This is a genomic window from Jiangella anatolica (assembly GCF_003236295.1).
GTDB lineage: Bacteria > Actinomycetota > Actinomycetes > Jiangellales > Jiangellaceae > Jiangella > Jiangella anatolica.
Genome location: NZ_POTW01000124.1, coordinates 1 through 17809, shown reverse-complemented (window position 1 = coordinate 17809; position 17809 = coordinate 1). Strand labels below are relative to the sequence as shown.

The 17809-nt window shown below is 73.5% G+C and carries 16 protein-coding genes; 11 read left to right on the top strand and 5 right to left on the bottom strand.

From position 1 onward, the window contains the following. Positions 1 to 82 precede the first annotated feature (82 nt). From C1I92_RS30120 to C1I92_RS30110, 3 genes are read left to right on the top strand one after another with little or no spacing between them, the layout of a single operon-like run. The gene (locus C1I92_RS30120) at positions 83 to 508 is read left to right on the top strand and encodes a TraR/DksA family transcriptional regulator (protein ID WP_146605336.1); all 426 of its coding nucleotides are present in this window, start codon (positions 83 to 85) and stop codon (positions 506 to 508) included. Then, positions 481 to 1014, top strand: a complete 534-nt coding sequence (gene lspA / locus C1I92_RS30115; protein WP_199521745.1) for a signal peptidase II — start codon at positions 481 to 483, stop codon at positions 1012 to 1014. Before C1I92_RS30120 ends, lspA begins: the two co-directional genes overlap by 28 nt. Next, complete coding sequence (locus tag C1I92_RS30110) at positions 1011 to 1937, top strand: RluA family pseudouridine synthase (RefSeq protein ID WP_111258323.1); 927 nt, start codon at positions 1011 to 1013, stop codon at positions 1935 to 1937. Before lspA ends, C1I92_RS30110 begins: the two co-directional genes overlap by 4 nt. On the opposite strand, the gene C1I92_RS30105 is transcribed toward C1I92_RS30110, so the two are convergent. Beyond that, the gene (locus C1I92_RS30105) at positions 1924 to 3312 is read right to left on the bottom strand and encodes an FAD-binding oxidoreductase (protein WP_111258329.1); all 1389 of its coding nucleotides are present in this window, start codon (positions 3310 to 3312) and stop codon (positions 1924 to 1926) included. The two genes, C1I92_RS30110 and C1I92_RS30105, sit on opposite strands and share 14 nt — an antisense overlap. Before the next feature lie 120 nt (positions 3313 to 3432). Here C1I92_RS30105 and C1I92_RS30100 point away from each other — a divergent pair, with 120 nt between their 5' ends. From C1I92_RS30100 to C1I92_RS30085, 4 genes are all read left to right on the top strand, one after another. After that, a complete protein-coding gene (locus tag C1I92_RS30100) occupies positions 3433 to 6597 on the top strand; it encodes an ATP-binding protein (RefSeq protein ID WP_158564341.1) in 3165 nt (1054 codons plus the stop codon). Positions 6598 to 6805: 208 nt separating this feature from the next. Then, the gene (locus C1I92_RS34655) at positions 6806 to 7450 is read left to right on the top strand and encodes a chorismate mutase (RefSeq protein ID WP_199521744.1); all 645 of its coding nucleotides are present in this window, start codon (positions 6806 to 6808) and stop codon (positions 7448 to 7450) included. Between the two features lie 155 nt (positions 7451 to 7605). Then, positions 7606 to 11076 (top strand): DNA polymerase III subunit alpha, encoded by a 3471-nt coding sequence (dnaE, locus tag C1I92_RS30090; RefSeq protein ID WP_111258327.1) that lies wholly within the window; start codon positions 7606 to 7608, stop codon positions 11074 to 11076. Continuing rightward, a complete protein-coding gene (locus C1I92_RS30085) occupies positions 11061 to 11645 on the top strand; it encodes a DUF2567 domain-containing protein (RefSeq protein WP_146605334.1) in 585 nt (194 codons plus the stop codon). Before dnaE ends, C1I92_RS30085 begins: the two co-directional genes overlap by 16 nt. On the opposite strand, the gene ybaK is transcribed toward C1I92_RS30085, so the two are convergent. Beyond that, a complete protein-coding gene (ybaK, locus tag C1I92_RS30080) occupies positions 11642 to 12139 on the bottom strand; it encodes a Cys-tRNA(Pro) deacylase (protein WP_111258320.1) in 498 nt (165 codons plus the stop codon). The genes C1I92_RS30085 and ybaK overlap by 4 nt on opposite strands. Positions 12140 to 12293: 154 nt before the next feature. Here ybaK and C1I92_RS30075 point away from each other — a divergent pair, with 154 nt between their 5' ends. The 4 genes from C1I92_RS30075 (at position 12294) to C1I92_RS30060 (ending at position 15778) form a co-directional block, all read left to right on the top strand. Beyond that, positions 12294 to 13268, top strand: a complete 975-nt coding sequence (locus C1I92_RS30075; protein WP_111258319.1) for an acetylxylan esterase — start codon at positions 12294 to 12296, stop codon at positions 13266 to 13268. A 139-nt stretch (positions 13269 to 13407) separates the two neighbouring features. Further along, a complete protein-coding gene (locus C1I92_RS30070) occupies positions 13408 to 14187 on the top strand; it encodes an IclR family transcriptional regulator (protein ID WP_199521742.1) in 780 nt (259 codons plus the stop codon). Then, positions 14184 to 14834 (top strand): bifunctional 4-hydroxy-2-oxoglutarate aldolase/2-dehydro-3-deoxy-phosphogluconate aldolase, encoded by a 651-nt coding sequence (locus C1I92_RS30065; protein ID WP_111258317.1) that lies wholly within the window; start codon positions 14184 to 14186, stop codon positions 14832 to 14834. The genes C1I92_RS30070 and C1I92_RS30065 overlap by 4 nt, the downstream gene beginning before the upstream one ends. Continuing rightward, complete coding sequence (locus tag C1I92_RS30060; RefSeq protein WP_111258316.1) at positions 14831 to 15778, top strand: sugar kinase; 948 nt, start codon at positions 14831 to 14833, stop codon at positions 15776 to 15778. The genes C1I92_RS30065 and C1I92_RS30060 overlap by 4 nt, the downstream gene beginning before the upstream one ends. Here the strand turns inward: C1I92_RS30060 and C1I92_RS30055 are convergent. The 3 genes from C1I92_RS30055 to C1I92_RS30045 all read right to left on the bottom strand — a co-directional run. Continuing rightward, entirely contained in the window at positions 15775 to 16212 is a 438-nt protein-coding gene (locus tag C1I92_RS30055; protein WP_111258315.1) for a TA system VapC family ribonuclease toxin, read from the bottom strand. The genes C1I92_RS30060 and C1I92_RS30055 overlap by 4 nt on opposite strands. Continuing rightward, positions 16209 to 16448 (bottom strand): type II toxin-antitoxin system VapB family antitoxin, encoded by a 240-nt coding sequence (locus C1I92_RS30050; protein WP_199521741.1) that lies wholly within the window; start codon positions 16446 to 16448, stop codon positions 16209 to 16211. The genes C1I92_RS30055 and C1I92_RS30050 overlap by 4 nt, the downstream gene beginning before the upstream one ends. 13 nt (positions 16449 to 16461) lie before the next feature. Beyond that, a partial coding sequence (locus C1I92_RS30045) for an MMPL family transporter (RefSeq protein ID WP_146605333.1) occupies positions 16462 to 17809 on the bottom strand: 1348 nt, incomplete at its 5' end.

Below are 17809 nucleotides of genomic sequence, written 5' to 3'. Positions count from 1 at the left end.
TATAAGAGAAAGGGGCAGGGCAAACGGGGGAACGAGAAGGGTGGCGAGGCAGATGGCGGGTGCGAAGGCGAAGGTGGACACCATGGCCGCAAACGGCAAGGTCGAGGCCGCTGAGGCGGCCGCGCTGGTGGTCCGCGAGGACGAGGACCCGTGGACCGAGGCCGAGCTCGCGGAGGTCCGCGAACTGCTGAAGTCCGACAGCGTCCGGCTGCGCGAGGAGATCTCCGACGCTGAGGCCGACATCGCCGACCTGCTGCGCAGCAGCGACACCGGCGGCGAGGACCAGGCCGACACCGGCACGAAGACGTTCGAGCGCGAGCACGAGATGTCGCTGGCCGCCAGCCACCGCGACATGCTGAACCAGACCGAGCGGGCGCTGGGCCGGATCGAGAACGGCACCTACGGCATCTGCGAGAGCTGCGGCAACCCGATCGGCAAGGCCCGCCTCCAGGCGTTCCCGCGGGCCACGCTGTGCATGACGTGCAAGCAGAAGCAGGAGCGCCGCTGACGGACGGAGGGCGTCGCCGCACCGGCGTCCTCCTGGCCGTGGCCGTCGCGGTGCTCGCGGCGGACCAGCTGACGAAGATCCTGGCGGTCGCGCTGCTCGACCCCGGCCGGGCGGTCCCCGTCCTGGGCGACGTCGTGCAGTTGCGCCTGATCCGCAACCCGGGCGCCGCGTTCAGCCTGGCCACGAGCGCGACACCGGTGCTGACGGTGGTCGCGATCGTCGTCGTGCTGGTCATCGTCATGGTGAGCCGGCGGGTCGCGCACCGCGGCTGGGCGCTGGCGCTCGGCGCGGTGCTGGGCGGCGCGCTCGGCACCCTCACCGACCGCATCTTCCGCATGCCCGGGGCGTTCCGCGGCCACGTCGTCGACTTCGTCGAGCTGCCCAACTGGCCGGTCTTCAACCTCGCCGACGCGGCCATCGTCACCGGCGCGGTGCTGGTGGCGGTGCTGAGCGTGCGCGGCGTCCCGCACGACGGGGCCCGGCGGCGCGAGGTGGTCGCGACGTGAGCGAGCACCGCAGTCTGCCCGTGCCCGACGGGCTGGAGGGCGAGCGCCTGGACGCCGCCCTGGCCCGGCTGTTCGGGTTCTCCCGCAGCAAGGCCGCCGCGCTGGTCGAGGACGGCCACGTGGTGGTCGACGGCTCCGTCGCGCTGAAGTCGGCGCGGGTCCGCGGCGGCTCCTGGCTCGAGGTCGAGCTGCCCGCCCCGCCGGCGCCGGTGCAGGTCGTGCCGGAACGGGTCGAGGGCATGCGCATCGTCCACGACGACGCGGATGTCGTCGTCGTCGACAAGCCGGTCGGCGTCGCGGCCCACCCCAGCCCCGGCTGGACCGGCCCGACCGTCGTCGGCGGGCTGGCCGGCACCGGGTTCCGCATCTCGACCAGCGGCGCGGCCGAGCGGCAGGGCGTCGTGCACCGGCTCGACGTCGGCACCAGCGGGCTCATGGTGGTGGCCAAGTCCGAGCGCGCCTACACGTCGCTGAAGCGGCAGTTCAAGGAGCGGACGGTCGACAAGGTCTACCACGCGCTGGTCCAGGGGCACCCGGACCCGTCCCGCGGCACCGTCGACGCGCCCATCGACCGCCACCCGCACCACGACTACAAGTGGGCCGTCGTGGCCGGCGGGAAGCCCAGCATCACGCACTACGAGACGCTGGAGGCGTTCCCGGCGGCCAGCCTGCTGGAGATCCACCTGGAGACCGGCCGGACGCACCAGATCCGGGTGCACCTGAGCGCGCTGCGGCACCCGTGCGTCGGCGACCTCACCTACGGCGCCGACCCCACGCTGGCGGCACGGCTCGGCCTGACCCGGCAGTGGCTGCACGCCACCCGGCTGGGCTTCGAGCACCCGGGGACGGGGGAGTGGGCCGAGTTCACCTCGGCCTACCCCGACGACCTCCAGCAGGCCCTGGACCTGATCAGGCCGGCTTGATGTTCTGGTTGACCCGGAACAGGTTGTCCGGGTCGTACTGGGCCTTGACGTCGGCCAGCCGCTCGTAGTTGCCGCGGTAGCTGGCCCGGATCCGGTCCTCGCCCTCGTCCATCATCATGTTCACGTACGCCCCGCCGGCCGAGTACGGGTGCAGGGCCTCGAAGTAGTCGACCGACCAGGAGCGGATCGCCTCGACGTTGGCCGGGTCGGCGTCCACCCCGGCGAACACCGAGCCCCAGCGCGCGTCCCGGTAGCTCCACGCGGTGTCGCCCGGCTCGGCGTCGTGCGCCGCGCCGTCGATCGGGTAGAGGTGCATGGTCGACTTCCAGCTGGGCAGCCGGGCGCCGAAGTCGGCGTGGACCGCGACGGCCTCGTCCGGGATGTCCGTGACGAAGTCCGCGCGCCAGTACCACTGGTCGCCCGGCGGGTAGAGGCCGTCGAACGCGCTCTGCAGCGCCGGGTGCGGCATCGGCGACGGTGCGTGCAGCAGCGGTGCGGGCAGCGCGTCCAGCAGCGGCGCCATGTCGGCGGCGGCCTGCTCCTCCGACCCGATGTGACACCAGACGACGCCGCAGATCGTGCGCAGGTGCAGCTCCTCCGGGAACGGCGGCGCCGGCGGCACCGCGCCGACCAGGAAGAACCCGTTCAGCTCGCGCGGCGCTGCGGGCAGGAAGTCGCGGTACGCGGCGAGCACCTCGGCGGTCTGCTCGACCGGCCAGAACGTCGGGCCGGCGATGACGGTGTCCAGCTCGTGCAGCCGGAACAGGAACGACGTGACGACGCCGAAGTTGCCGCCGCCGCCGCGGACGGCCCAGAACAGGTTCGGGTGCTCGGTCTCGTTGGCCGTCACCCGCTCGCCGCTGGCCAGGACCATCTCGACCTCGAGCAGGTTGTCGATGGCCAGGCCGAACGCGCGCGTCAGATGCCCGAGGCCGCCGCCGAGCGTCAGCCCGCCGACGCCGGTGGTCGAGATGATCCCGCTCGGCGTGGCCAGGCCGTGCGCGTTCGTCGCCCGGTCCACCTCGCCCCAGGTGCAGCCGCCGCCGACCCGGGCGGTCCGGGCGGCGGGGTCGACGACGATGTCGCGCAGGTCGCCCAGGTCGATGACGACGCCGTCGTCGACGACGCCCAGGCCGCCCCCGTTGTGGCCGCCGCCGCGCACGGCCAGCGGCAGCTGGTGGTCGCGGGCGAAGCGGACCACGCGCGCGACGTCGTCGGCGTCGGCGACCCGCGCGATCAGCGCCGGGCGCCGGTCGATCATGGCGTTGTAGACCTTGCGGGCCTCGTCGTAGCCGGCGTCCTCCGGGCCGGTCAGCCGGCCGCGGACGTCGGCGAGCTCCCGGCGCGCGTCGCCGGTCTCGATGGTGGTGCTCATGGTGTTGCCCCCCGTTGGTGGGTCGTTCGGACGTCCCGGACGCTGCCACGGCCCGTTGCGGTGGCGTTGCGGTCGCTCTTGACCGGCGCGCCCGGGAGGAGTACCACCTGGTGCAGGGGGGTGGACGCGGCGGACGCTGAGTTGCAGGTGCGCCTGGTCGGTGAGCTGACCGTGGAGCGCGCGGGCCGGGCGCTGGCCGCCGGCGAGGTGGGCGACCGCAAGGGGCGGACGCTGCTCGCCGTGCTGGCCGTCGCCGGCGGCCGGCTCGTGCCCGTCGACACGATCGTCGAGGCGCTGTGGGCCGGACAGCCGCGGCCGCGGCGGCCGGAGGCGAGCGTCGCGACGCTGGTCAGCCGGCTGCGGGCGGCCCTCGGCCACGAGGTCGTCGCCGGCGGCCGGTCCGGCTACCGGCTCGGCGACGGCGCCGGGGTCGACCTGGACCGCGCCGCCGACCTCGTCGACGAGGCGGAGATCCGGCTGGCGAACGCGGAGCCGGCGATCGCGCTGGCCGCCGCGCAGGCCGCCCTGGACCTCGCCGACGCCGCGCCGCTGCTGGCCGACGAGGCGGACGCCGAGTGGGCGGCGGAGGGCCGGCGGCGTCAGGCGGAGCTCACCGGCCGGGCCCGCGCCGTCGCGGCCGAGGCGGGGCTGCGGACGGGGGACGTCGCCGCGGCGCTCGCGGCGGCGGAGGCGGCCGCCGAGGCCGAGCCGCTGGACGAGCGGTCCGCCCGGTCGCTGATGCGCGCCTACGACGCCGCCGGCGAGCCGGCCAGGGCGCTGACGGCGTTCGAGCGGCTGCGCGCCGGCCTCGCCGCGGAGCTGGGCGTCGACCCGGCGCCGCCGACCAGCGAGCTGCACGTCGCGATTCTGCGCCAGCAGGCGGCACCGGCGCCGGCCGCCGTCGTGCCGGAGCCGGCGCCCGGTACCGAGCGGCTGCCCGGGCGCGCGGCCGAGCTCACCCGGCTGGTCCGGCTGTGGGAGCGGACGGTGGCCGGCGAGGGCGCGCTGGTGCTGCTGGCCGGCGAGGCCGGGATCGGCAAGACCGCGCTGGCCGAGGAAGCGGCCCGGCTGGCCCGCCGCACCGGCGGCCGCACCCTGGAGGCGCGCTGCTACGACGTGGAGCGCTCGCTGTTCCTGCAGCCGGTGGCCGATGCGCTGGGCCGGCTGGTCGCGCAGCTGCCGGCGCCGGTGCTGCGCCAGGCCGCCGGCGATCGCGCCGGCGCCCTGGCCGCACTAGTGCCGGAGGTGACGGCGCTGCTCGGCGAGCCGGCGCCGGAGCGGCGCAGCGCGGCCGCCGAGCGCCGCCGGATCTACGACGCGGTGGTCGTCTTCCTGCGCCGGCTGGCCGCCCGGCAGCCGGTCGTGTTCGTCGTCGACGACCTGCACAACGCCGGCGTGGCCACCGTCGAGCTGCTGCACTACCTGGGCCGGCACACGTCCGGCGGCCGGCTGCTGGTGATCGGGACGGTCCGGGCCGACGAGGGCGAGCGGGTCCTCGAGACGCTGGCCGGGGTGGCGCAACGGCTCGACGTCGGCCCGCTGGACGAGGCGGCGATCGCGCGGCTGGCCGCCGAGGCCGGTCAGCAGGCGCACGGCGCCGAGATCGCCCGGCGCACCCGCGGCCATACGCTGTTCGTCGTCGAGACGCTGCGGGCGCTGGCCGCCGGCGAGGAGGGCATCCCTGACTCGCTGCGGGCCAGCGTCATGGCCCGGGTCCGGCGGGCCGGTCCGGAGGCCGAAGAGCTGCTGCACGCCGCCGCCGTGCTCGGCTCGTCGTTCACGCCGATGACGTTGGCCGGGCTGCTCGACCTCAGCGCGCAGGAGGCGGCCCGGCGCTGTCATCGGATCCTGCCGACCCGCCTGCTGGTGGTGGCCGGCCGTTCCTATGAGTTCGGCAACGACCTGGTCCAGGAGACGCTCTACGCCGAGACGCCGCCGCCCACCCGGGTGGCGTACCACCTGCGCGCCGCGGACCTGCAGGCCGGCAACCCGGAGGCGGTCGGCTGGCACGCCGCGGCCGCCGGCGACTGGGCCCGCGCCGGGCCGGGCTGGCTGGCCGCGGGGGAGCAGGCGCTGCACCGGTACGCCGTCGGCGACGCCGAGGCGCTGCTGCGCCAGGCCCTCGACGCGGCCGGGCACAGCGGCGACGTCGAGCTGACCGGGCGGGTGCACCTGGCCCGCGGCCGGGCCCGGGAGGCGATGTTCCGTTACGCCGACGCGATGGCCGACCACACCGAGGCGCTGCGGGCCGCCCGGGCCGTCGGCGACCAGCGGCTGGAGATGCGCGCGCTGCGCCAGTTCGGCGGGCCGGCGTGGAGCGGCATCGGGCGGCCGATCGCGGAGGCGATGGTGTACCTGGAGCAGAGCCTGCGGCTGGCGCAGCGGCTGGGCGACCGGCCGGCGGAGTCGGAGCTGCTGGCCTGGCTCTCGGTGCTCTCGGCCAACCGGCTGCGCTTCGCCGACGCCCTCGGCTACGGCCGGCGGGCGCTGGAGCTGGCCCGCGGCATCGGCGGCGACGACGCGCTCGCGCTGGCGCTGGACGGGCTGAAGACGGTGCACGCCTACCTGGGCGAGGTGCGTGAGCTGCGCGCCGTCCTGAACGAGCTGGAGCCGCTGTGCCGCCGCTCCGGCGACCTGTGGCTGCTGCAGTGGTGCGTGTTCGAGTCCGCCTTCCCGGCCGTCGCCCGCGGCGACTGGGACATCGCCACCAGCCGGATCGAGGAGGCGCTGGCCGTCAACCGGCGCAGCGGGCACACCGGCTACGAGTCCTGGTACGTGGCCAACCTCGGCTGGATCGCACGGTTGCGCGGCCGGCCCGACGAGGCGCTCCGGCACGGCCGGCGGTCGCTGACGCTGCCGGCGCACGCCTGGTTCAGCGCCGCGAGCATGGCGATCCACGCGACGACGCTGCTCGAGCTGGACCGGACGCAGGAGGCGATCGCGGTGCTGGAGCGCGGGCTGACGATCGCCGATCGGCATCGCACCGAGGCCTACCGGCTGCCGTGCCTGGCGGCGCTGGCCGCCGCGACGGACTCGCGGGAGCTGCTGGACGAGGCCGAGGCGATGGTGCGGGCGGTCGACGCGCCGCCGGGATCGGTGTGGCTGTTCGGCGCCGACACCTACGTCGCGCTGGCCCGGGCCCGGCTGCGGCGCGGCGACCCGCGCGGCGCCGCCGAGCTGCTCGCCCCGCTGGAGGCCGCGTCGGAGCGCACCGGCTGGACCGCGCCGCTGGCTGCGGTGCGCGAGGTGGCGGCTGCCTGCCGGGAGGCGCTCGGCTCGCGGTGACGTCGTCTCGCGATCCGAAACCGACCATCCGAGGGGTGGACGCGGCGCGGGGGCCGCCGGTAGCGTCGCCGCCATGCACACGTCTCTCGCCTTTATCGAGCCGGCTCGGGTGGCCGGCCGCGTCGAGGCGTAGCGCGACCTTCCTCCGAGTCGGCTCCCGAGGCTTCGGCCCGTTCGTCAGGTGGCCCCCCGACTACTGGAGCATCCCGTGACCACGACCCCGCACCCCGGCGCCCAGACCGACACGGTGGCCGCCGGCGCGCCCCTCGCCGGCCCGGTGCCGCCCGTCATCGCGCCGTCCGGCGCCGGCGGTGACCTCGACCACGACGCCGTCCCGGCCGGCTCCGTCACGTTCGTCGACGGCGCCGACCCGGCCGCGATCGCCGCGGCCCGCGCGCAGGGCAAGCCGGTCGTCGCCGACCTGGGGGACCGGCCGGAGCTGGCCGCCGCCGCCGTCGCCGCGGGCGCCGACGGGCTCTGGCTGACGGCGCCGGGCGCCGCGGCCGCCGGGCAGGCCCGCGAGGCGGCCGCCCGGGTCGCGCCACTGGTCCGCACGTCCGTCCCGGACACCATCGCCGCCTGCCGGGAGGCCATCGACGCCGTCGACGCGGCCGTGGCGACGCTGCTGGAGCACCGCGTCGCGCTGGCCGGACGGATCCAGCGGCTCAAGCCGGTCGGCGGCCACGCGGGCCGCGATCCGCGCCGCGAGGCCGAGATCGTCGCCGCGATGGCCGGGCGCGCGCCGTCGCTGCCGCCGGAGTCGCTGGGCCGGATCGTGACGGCGATCATCGAGGCCGGGCTCGACGCCGCCGAGCGCGACAACTCCGACGATCCGCCCGTCTGGCGGCTGTGAGCCGGCTCTCGTCGGAGTGGCTCCGAGAAGCTGTCGGAGCCGCGGCATAGGGTGTCTCTTGACCCCCGGCGCGAACCCTCTGACGCCGGTGAAGTGTCTGCGAGGAGGCGTCCGTGTCGAGCTTCGTGCACCTGCACGTGCACACCGAGTACTCCATGCTCGATGGCGCCGCCCGGCTGGACGACCTCTTCACCGAGGCGGCCAAACAGGGCATGCCGGCGCTGGCGACCACCGACCACGGCAACGTGTTCGGCGCCTACGACTTCTACAACAAGGCCAAGAAGCACGGCATCAAGCCGATCATCGGCACCGAGGCCTATCTCACGCCGCGGACCAGCCGGTTCGACAAGACCCGGGTGCGGTGGGGCGACGGCGGCGGCGACGACGTCTCCGGCAGTGGCGCCTACACGCACATGACGATGTTCGCCGAGAACACCGGCGGCATGCACAACCTGTTCCGGCTCTCGTCGCTGGCCTCCATCGAGGGCTTCTACTTCAAGCCGCGCATGGACCGCGAGCTGCTGCAGAAGTACTCCGCCGGCATCATCGCGACCACCGGCTGCCCCAGTGGCGAGGTGCAGACGTTCCTGCGGCTGGGCAAGTACGACGAGGCGATCAAGGCCGCGGCGGAGTTCCGCGACATCTTCGGCAAGGACAACTTCTTCCTCGAGCTGATGGACCATGGGCTCGACATCGAGACCCGCATCCGCGAGGACCTGCTGCGCCTCGGCAAGGACCTCGGCCTGCCGCTGCTGGCCACCAACGACCTGCACTACACCCACAAGTCCGACCACGAGGCGCACGCCGTCCTGCTGTGCGTGCAGTCCGGTTCCACACTGGCCGACCCGAAGCGGTTCAAGTTCGACGCCGAGGACTTCTACCTCAAGACCGCCGCCGAGATGCGGGAGAAGTGGGCCGACCTGCCCGAGGCCTGCGACAACACGCTGCTGATCGCCGAGCGCTGCGACGTCAAGTTCGTCGAGGAGGCCGGCAAGTACATGCCGCGCTACCCGGTACCGCCGGGCGAGGACGAGGTCTCCTGGTTCATCAAGGAGGTCGAGCGCGGCCTGCACCGCCGGTTCCCGAGCGGCATCAGCGACGAGGTCCGGGCCCGCGCCAACTACGAGACCGAGGTCGTCACCACCAAGGGCTACGCCGGCTACTACCTCGTCGTCGCCGACTTCATCAACTGGGCCAAGGACAACGGCATCCGGGTCGGCCCGGGCCGTGGCTCGGGTGCGGGGTCGATCGCGGCGTACGCGATGGGCATCACCGACCTCGACCCGATCCCGCACGGCCTGATCTTCGAGCGGTTCCTCAATCCCGAGCGCAAGTCGATGCCCGACTTCGACATCGACTTCGACGAGCGCCGGCGCGGTGAGGTGATCCGCTACGTCACCGAGAAGTACGGCACCGACCACGTCGCGCAGATCGTCACCTACGGCACCATCAAGGCCAAGCAGGCCATCAAGGACGCCTCCCGGGTGCTGGGCAACCCGTTCTCGGTCGGCGAGCGCATCACCAAGGCGATGCCGCCGGCCGTCATGGGCAAGGACATCCCGCTCGGCGGCATCTTCGACCCCGAGCACAAGCGCTACGCCGAGGCCGGCGAGTTCCGCTCGCTGTACGAGTCCGACGTCGAGGTGCGCCGCGTCGTCGACACCGCGAAGGGCCTGGAGAACCTCAAGCGCCAGTGGGGTGTGCACGCGGCCGGCGTCATCATGTCCTCGGCGCCGCTGCTCGACACGATCCCGGTCATGAAGCGCGAGCAGGACGGCGCGATCATCACCCAGTTCGACTACCCGACCTGCGAAGAGCTCGGGCTGGTCAAGATGGACTTCCTGGGCCTGCGCAACCTCACCATCCTCGACGACGCGCTGAAGAACATCGTCCGCAACGGCAAGGACGCCATCGTCCTGGAGGAGCTGCCGCTGGACGACCGGGCCACCTACGAGCTGCTGGGCCGCGGTGACACGCTGGCGGTGTTCCAGCTCGACGGCGGGCCGCTGCGGTCGCTGCTGCGGCAGATGAAGCCGGACAACTTCGAGGACATCTCCGCGACCATCGCGCTGTACCGGCCCGGCCCGATGGGCGCCAACAGCCACATCAACTACGCGCTGCGCAAGAACGGCCAGCAGCCCATCACGCCGATCCACCCGGAGCTGGCCGAGGCGCTGGAACCGATCCTCGGCACGACCTACGGCCTGATCATCTATCAGGAGCAGGTCATGGCGATCGCGCAGCAGCTCGGTGGCTACTCGCTCGGTAAAGCCGACCTGCTCCGACGCGCCATGGGCAAGAAGAAGCGCGAGGTGCTCGACGCCGAGTACGTGCCGTTCTCCGACGGCATGAAGGCCAACGGGTTCGGCGATGCGGCGATCAAGACGCTGTGGGACATCCTGGTCCCGTTCTCCGACTACGCCTTCAACAAGGCGCACAGCGCGGCCTACGGCGTCATCGCGTACTGGACCGCCTACCTCAAGGCGCACTACCCGGCCGAGTACATGGCCGCCGTCCTCACGTCGGTCCGCGACGACAAGGACAAGACGGCGATGTACCTGTCCGAGTGCCGCCGCATGGGCATCAAGGTGCTGCCGCCCGACGTCAACGAGTCCGCCGGCGACTTCACCCCGGTCGGCACCGACATCCGCTTCGGCCTCACCGCCATCCGCAACGTCGGCGCCAACGTCGTCGACGGCATCGTCGTCGCGCGCCAGGAGAAGGGCCGGTTCGAGACGTTCCCGGACTTCATGGACAAGGTCCCGGTGCACGTCTGCAACAAGCGCGTGGTCGAGTCGCTGGTCCGGGCCGGCGCGTTCGACTCGCTCGGCTACGCCCGCCGCGCGCTGGCCGCCGTCGTCGACGACGCCGTCGACACCGTCATCTCGCTCAAGCGCAACGAGGCGATCGGCCAGTTCGACCTGTTCGGCGGCGCGGGCGGCGACGACGCGGGCGGCTTCGAGGTCGCGGTGCCGGAGCTGACGGAGTGGGACAAGAAGCAGAAGCTGGCGTTCGAGCGCGAGATGCTCGGCCTCTACGTGTCCGACCACCCGCTGCTCGGCCTGGAACACGTCATCGCGAACGCGTCGGACCGGCCGATCTCCGCGCTCAGCGACGAGAGCGAGGTGCCCAACGGCACCACCATCAGCGTCGGCGGGCTGATCACGTCGCTGCAGCGCAAGGTCAGCAAGCGCGGCGACACCTGGGCCATCGTCACCATCGAGGATCTCGAGGGCTCGATCGAGGCGATGTTCTTCCCGGCCACCTACCAGCTCTACGCGCTGCAACTGGCCGAGGACGAGATCGTCGTGGTGAAGGGCCGGCTGGACCGGCGTGAGGAGGCGCCGCAGCTGATCGCGGCCGAGCTGAGCCTGCCCGACCTGTCCGACGGCCCGTCCGGCCCGGTCGTGGTCACGATGCCGATGACGCGGTGCACGCCGCCGGTGGTCGAGCGGCTCAAGGACGTGCTGACCACGCATCCTGGTGTCACGCCGGTGCACCTCAAGCTCACCGGGACCGGCCGCACCACCGTCATGAAGCTCGACGACCGGCTGCGGGTCACGCCGTCGACCGCGCTGATGGGCGACCTCAAGCAGCTGCTGGGACCCACGTGTCTGGCGTCGTGACGACGCGGGCCGAGCGGCTGGGCCACGCGGCGCCGAGCACCGTCCGCGTCGTCGTCCAGATCGCCGTCGCCTCACTCGTCGCCGGCATCGCCATGGGGGTGCTCTGGTGGGCGCTGGCGCCCGACGTCCAGGGCGTGGTGATCGACGGCGGGCTGGGCGTCGACGCGCGCGAGGGCCAGCACCTGTTCACCCGCGACGCCGTGTTCGCGCTGCTCGGCGCCGCGTTCGGGCTCGTGCTCTCGGTCGTGTTCGTGGTGTGGCACCGGCGCAACCCGGTGGCCGTGCTGGTGTCGCTGGCCGGGCTCGGCGTCGTCGGGTCACTGGTCGCCGGCGTGGTGGGCAGGGTTCTCGGCCCCGACGGCGACGTGTCGGGGCTGGCCGACGGCGCGGAGCAGCTGTTCTCGCTCGAGCTGAAGTCGTCGGCGGCCTATCTGGTCTGGTCGATGGTGGCCGTCGTGGTGGCCGCGGTCATCGCGCTGTTCCGCGAGGACCGGACGCCGTGGGCGGTGCCGGGCGCTGACACCGGCCACGGCGCTGGCGTTGGCGGCGCCGGCAGCGTCGGCGGCTAGCTGGTGCGGCCGATCGTGGCCGTCTTCGCCCCCGTGAGCCTGACCAGGTCGGCCGGCGAGATCTCGACGTCGAGACCGCGGCGGCCGGCCGAGACGAACACCGTCGGGTAGCCGTAGGCCGACTCGTCGACGATGGTGGGCAGCCGGCGCCGCTGCCCGAACGGACTGATCCCCCCGACCACGTAGCCGGTGGCCCGCTCCGCCTGCGACGTGGCGGCCATGACCGCACGCTTCCCCGAGGCGGCACGAGCCAGCGACTTGAGGTCCAGCGACCCCGACACCGGCACCACGGCGACGACGAGCTCGTCGTCGACCTCGGCCAGCAGGGTCTTGAAGACGCGCGTCGGCACGACGCCGAGGGCGCGGGCAGCCTCCAGGCCGAACGACGGCGCGGAGGAGTCGTGGTGGTACGGGTGCACGGTGAACGGCACCCCCGATCGTTCCAGCACCAGCGTGGCCGGTGTGCCCGTCCGCTGGCGTGTTGTTGTCCCCATTAGGGCAATCTAGACCCAACCAGCGCGATTCGTCATCGCACGCGCCGCGTTTCGATCATCGTAACCGGGGGTGCCACCGGCTGGCACCGCCGTCGTTCGAGTCCACTACAGTGGTCCGACCACACCCCGACGACGACCGCGGAGGACGCCCGCCATGCCGTTGTTCGACAAGCCCCTCTCGGAGCTGCGCGACTATCGCCCCGAGCGCGACGAGCAGCCCGACTTCGACGAGTTCTGGTCCCGGACGCTGGCCGAGGCGGCGCAGTTCCCGCTGGACCCGGAGTTCACCCCGTACGACGCGGCCCTTCGCCTCGTCGACGTCCACGACGTGCGGTTCACCGGCTGGGGCGGGCACCGGATCGCCGGCTGGCTGATCACCCCGGCCGGCGCGTCGGAGCCGCTGCCCACCGTCGTGCACTACATCGGCTACGGCGGCGGCCGCGGCTTCCCGCACGACTGGCTGACCAGCGCGGTCGCCGGCTTCGCGACGTTCGTCATGGACACCCGGGGCCAGGGCTCCAACGGCACCCCGGGCGACACGCCGGACCCGGCCGGCGGGCAGAACGCGCAGACGCCGGGCTTCATGACCCGCGGCGTGCTGGACCCCGACGACTACTACTACCGCCGCGTCTTCACCGACGCCGTGCGGGCGGTCGACGCCGCGCTGAGGCACCCGCTGGTGGACGGGTCGCGGCTGGTCATCGCCGGCGGCAGCCAGGGCGGCGGCATCGCCACCGCGGTGGCCGGGCTGCGCACCGGCCTGGCGGGCGCCCTCATCGACGTCCCGTTCCTGACCGGCTACCGGCGCGCCACCGAGATCGTCGAGACGCTGCCGTACTACGAGATCGCGCGGTACCTGTCGATCCACCGCGACCACGAGGAGCAGGTCTTCCGGACCCTCTCCTACTTCGACGGTATGAACTTCGCCGCCCGCGCCACCGCGCCGGCGTTGTACAGCGTGGCCCTCATGGACACCACCTGCCCGCCGTCGACCGTGTTCGCGTCGTACAACCACTACGCCGGGCCGAAGGACATCAAGGTCTGGCCGTACAACAAGCACGAGGGCGGCCAGACGTTCCAGACGCGCGAGCAGCTGCGCTGGCTCCGCGACATCGCCAAGGCCGGCTGACCACCGCCGGATCGCTCCTCGAGGTCCTCGCGCGGCGGGGCGGCCGAGCGGCCGCCCCGCCGCTGTCGCGTGCGGCACCGTTTATGCTGGGCTCACTTACACAATGCAGTTGTGCAGTGCGCAACAGAAGGTGAGCCCGGTGGAGCGGAACAACTCGTCGTCGCTGCGGCGGGGGATCGCGCTGCTCGACGCGGTGGCCGACGCCACGGCGGCGGGTGGGGCGACGCTCACCGAGCTGGCCGCTGCCGTCGGCGTGCACAAGAGCTCGGCCCTCCGGCTGCTGGCGCCGCTCGCCGAGGCGGGGCTGGTCCGCGTCGAGCAGGGGCGGCACCTGCTCGGGCCCCGGACCGCGCACCTCGGCCGCGGCTACCTCGACTCCGTCGACCTGCGGGCGCTGGCTCAGCCGGCGCTGCGCCGCCTGGTCGAGGAGTCCGGCGAGTCGGTCCACCTCGTGCTGCCGGACCTGCCGGACATGGTCTACATCGACAAGATCGACGGGCCGGGGCGGGTGCGGATGAACTCCACCGTCGGGTCGCGGCAGCCGGCCCACTCGACGGGGGTCGGCCGCGCCTATCTGGCCTTCGCGGGCCCACACGCCGTCGACCAGGTCGTCGCCCATGGGCTGACGAAGCGAACCGAGCGGACCGTCACCGAGCCGGCGGCGTTCCGGGCCGGGCTGGCCGGCATCCGCGAGCGCGGCTATGCCATCGACGACATCGAGAACGAGGACGACATCCGCTGCGTCGCCGCACCGGTGTTCGATCACGACGGCGCCGTCGTCGCCGCCGTCTCCGTCGCCGGACTGGCCACCCGGGTCACCCCGGACCGGTTCGGGCGGCTCGGCGAGCTCGTCGTCGCCGCCGGCCGGGCGATTTCAGAGCAGCTCGGCGCACCCCGCCACAGAGAGGAACCACGATGACCGACCGCATCCCACCGAGCGCCCAGCTGTCGCAGACGGGCGTGATGGCGATCCTGCGGGCCCGCTCGGCCGACCGGTTCGGCGAGATCAGCCGTACCCTCGTCGACGCCGGGATCACCTGCCTGGAGATCACCCTGACCTCGCCGGGCGCGCTCGAGGCGATCAAGGCCATCCGGGCGGAGCTGCCCGCCTCGGTCGACGTGGGCGCCGGCACGGTCATCGACGCCGGCCAGGCGCGGGCGGTGGTCGAGGCGGGCGCCGGGTTCGTCGTGTCGCCGTCGGTCGAGCCGGAGGTCATCGCGGTCGCGCGCGAGGCCGGCATCCCGTCCTACCCGGGCGCGCTCACCCCCACGGAGGTGCTGACGGCGTGGCGGGCCGGCGCGACCGTGGTCAAGCTGTTCCCCGGCTCCGCGGTCGGGCCGTCCTACATCACCGCGCTGCGCGGGCCGTTCCCGGACGTCGCGATCATGCCGACCGGCGGCGTCAGCCTCGCCAACATCGGCGACTGGATCCGCGCCGGCGCGGCCGGTGTCGGGCTGGGCGGGCCGCTGCTGGGCGACGCTGCGGACGGTGGCGACCTCGGCGCGCTGGCGGAGCGGGCGGCGACGGCGCTGGCGGCGGTCCGCGACGCCCGGGCGGGCGCATGACCGGCGCGGGCCTCGTCACGCTCGGCGAGGCGATGGCGCTGGTCGCGGCCGTGGAGACCGGCGGCTGGGCGCACCACCGAACCGCCCAGGTGTCCGTCGCCGGCGCCGAGCTGAACGTCGCCGTCGGGGTCCGGCGGCTGGGCCGGCCGGCGACGTGGATCAGCCGGGTCGGCGCCGACGGGTTCGGCGAGCTGATGCTGCGCGAGCTGCGTGCCGAGGGCATCACCGCGATCGCCACCGTCGACGAGAGCCGGCCGACCGGGCTGATGGTGAAGGAGCGGCCGAACAGCCTGCACACGAACGTCCGCTACTACCGGGCCGGCAGCGCGGCGTCGGCGCTGACGGCGTTCGACCTGCCGCTGGAGCGGATCCAGCGGGCCGCCGTCCTGCACGTCACCGGCATCACCCCGGCGCTCGGCCCCGGCCCCGCGTCGGCGGTGCAACTGGCCGTCGACACCGCCAAGGCGGCCGGCGTCACGGTGTCGCTGGACCTCAACTACCGGTCCGCGCTGTGGAGCCGCGACGACGCCGGCGCCGCGCTGGCGCCGCTGGTCGGGCAGGCCGACGTGGTGTTCGCGGGGCCGGAGGAGGCGTCGCTGGTCGTGCCCGACGGGGAGCCCGAGGCGATGGCGGCCGCCCTGGCCGAGCTCGGCCCGGCGCACGTCGTCATCAAGCTCGGCGCGGACGGCGCCGTGTCGCTGATCGACGGCGACCTGCGGCGCACGCCCGCGGTCCCGGTGCGGGTCGTCGACACCGTCGGCGCCGGCGACGCGTTCGTGGCCGGCTACCTCACCGAGCTGATGGACGGCGCGCCGGTGGAGCGGCGGCTGGCGACGGCGGCCGCGGCGGGCGCGTTCGCCTGCACCTCACTCGGCGACTGGGAGGGCCTGCCGACCCGCGCCGACCTGCCCGCGCTGCAGGCCACCGAGGCGGTCCACCGCTAGGTCAGCAGGGGGTTGTGGATCCGGACGGACGAGGCAAAGCGGCCGAAGTCGCGATCGGCCGACCACAGTTCGCGAACACCGTGCGCGACGCAGAGCGCGGCGATCCTGGCGTCGTGCACCATGGGCCCGGTGACCTTGCCGGCGGTGAGCAGCGCCCTGAGCTGCGTCCAATGACTGGGCGTCTCGCCGAGGAGCGACAGCGTCGGCGCGGCGAGCCAGGCGTCCAGCTGTCGGATCGCTTGGTCGCGCGTGCTTGGCGGATCGTAGATCTTCGGATGCGTCACGATGGCGAAGAACTCGTGGACGCATGGCCACGGGATCGCCCAGGCGACCCGTCCCTCGGCGAGACCTTTCACCCGTTCGGTGGCACGATCGTGGAACTCACTGTCCCGCCGATGGGCGTAGACAAGGACGTTCGTGTCGACCGCGATCACGGCTGCGAGTAGATCGCGTCGCGAATCTGGTCCCACCCCGCGCCACGGAACTCCGCCCGCAGGCCGTTGCCGCCGACGCTCGCGTCGTCGAGGACGAACCGCGCTTCGGCGGAGCGCTGCCGGACGACGCCGCGCAGGCCCGTCTCGATGAGCTCCTTCAACGTCGTTCCCTCCCGGCGGGCGAGCTCCTGTGCCTCCTGGAGCAGCTCGTCCGGCAGGTTCACGGTCGTCTTCATATGGTTGACTATATCAGTCGAGCAATACAGCCATATCGGTCTGCGGGGGATGTGCCGCCGCATCCTCGCGCAGGCCGATCCGGTCGTGCAGGCGGCGCAGCGGGCCGGGCGCCCACCAGTTCGCCCGGCCGGCCAGCCGCATCAGCGCCGGCACGAGGACGCCGCGGATCAGCGTCGCGTCGACGAGGACGGCCAGGGCCATGCCGATGCCGAGCTGCTGCAGGAACACCACCTCGCCGGTGGCGTACACGGCGAACGAGACCGCCAGGATCATCGCGGCGGCGGTGACCAGGGGCGCTGACCGGGCGATGCCCCGTGGCACCGAGCCGTACACGTCGCCGGTGCGGTCGTAGTCCTCCTTGATGCGGGCCAGCAGGAACACCTCGTAGTCCATCGACAGCCCGTAGGCGATGCAGAACATGAGCAGCGGGATGCTCGGCTCGATGACGCCGGTCGGCGTGAAGCCCAGCAGGCCGGCGAGGCCGCCGTCCTGGAAGCCCCACACCAGCACGCCGAACATCACCGACAGGCTGAGCAGGTTGAGCACCGACGCCTTCAGCGGCGCGACCATCGACCCCGTCATGAGGAACAGGACGACGAACGTCACGCCGAGGATCAGCACGCCCACCAGCGGCAGCCGGTCGACGACGCCGTCGCGGTAGTCGGTCAGCTCGGCGGGGTAGCCGCCGGCCAGGACGTCCGCCGGGGCGGGGAGTGCGCGGACGTCGGCGACCAGACCGGTCGGGTCCTCGGCCAGCCGCTCGCCGGTCGGCACGACGGCGAACCAGGCGCCGGTCCCGTCGGTGTGGGTGTCGACCCGTTCGACGCCGTCAAGCTCCGACAGCGCCGCGGCGTACGGCGCGATGTCGGCGTCCGGCAGCGACGGCGCCACCACCTGGATGGCGTCGGCGTCCTCCGTCGCGAAGTCGGCCCGGATGGTGTCGTACATGGCGCGGACCGGCTGGCTGCTGGGGAGGATGCGGTCGTCGGGGGAGCCGAAGTCGACGCCGAGGGCCGGCGCGCCGAGGCCCAGCAGCACGACGAGCGCCGCGCCGCCACTGACCACCGGCCGCCGCATCACCGCCGTCGAGAGCCGGAACCAGAAGCCGGCCTCCCGCCGCGGGTCGGCGGGGCGACGGCGAGCGGCCCGGTGGCCGAGCAGCATCAGCGCGGCCGGCAGGATCACCGTCGCGCCGACCACCGCGGTCAGCACGACGGCGATGCCCGCATAGGCGAACGACGACAGGAACGGGAACGGGAAGACGAACAGCACGGCCAGCGACGAAGCCACGGTCGCGCCGCTGAACAGCACCGTCCGCCCCGCCCCGGCGACCGCCGCCCGCACCGCGTCGGCCACCGCC

What these genes read in the sequence shown, in the direction of transcription:
- ybaK (WP_111258320.1), bottom strand. Translation starts at nt 12,139, where the DNA reads ATGGGGACAACAACACGCCAGCGGACGGGCACACCGGCCACGCTGGTG.
- C1I92_RS30050 (WP_199521741.1), bottom strand. Translation starts at nt 16,448, where the DNA reads ATGAAGACGACCGTGAACCTGCCGGACGAGCTGCTCCAGGAGGCACAG.
- C1I92_RS30105 (WP_111258329.1), bottom strand. Translation starts at nt 3,312, where the DNA reads ATGAGCACCACCATCGAGACCGGCGACGCGCGCCGGGAGCTCGCCGAC.
- C1I92_RS30075 (WP_111258319.1), top strand. Translation starts at nt 12,294, where the DNA reads ATGCCGTTGTTCGACAAGCCCCTCTCGGAGCTGCGCGACTATCGCCCC.
- C1I92_RS30065 (WP_111258317.1), top strand. Translation starts at nt 14,184, where the DNA reads ATGACCGACCGCATCCCACCGAGCGCCCAGCTGTCGCAGACGGGCGTG.
- dnaE (WP_111258327.1), top strand. Translation starts at nt 7,606, where the DNA reads ATGCTCGATGGCGCCGCCCGGCTGGACGACCTCTTCACCGAGGCGGCC.
- C1I92_RS30060 (WP_111258316.1), top strand. Translation starts at nt 14,831, where the DNA reads ATGACCGGCGCGGGCCTCGTCACGCTCGGCGAGGCGATGGCGCTGGTC.
- C1I92_RS30120 (WP_146605336.1), top strand. Translation starts at nt 83, where the DNA reads ATGGCCGCAAACGGCAAGGTCGAGGCCGCTGAGGCGGCCGCGCTGGTG.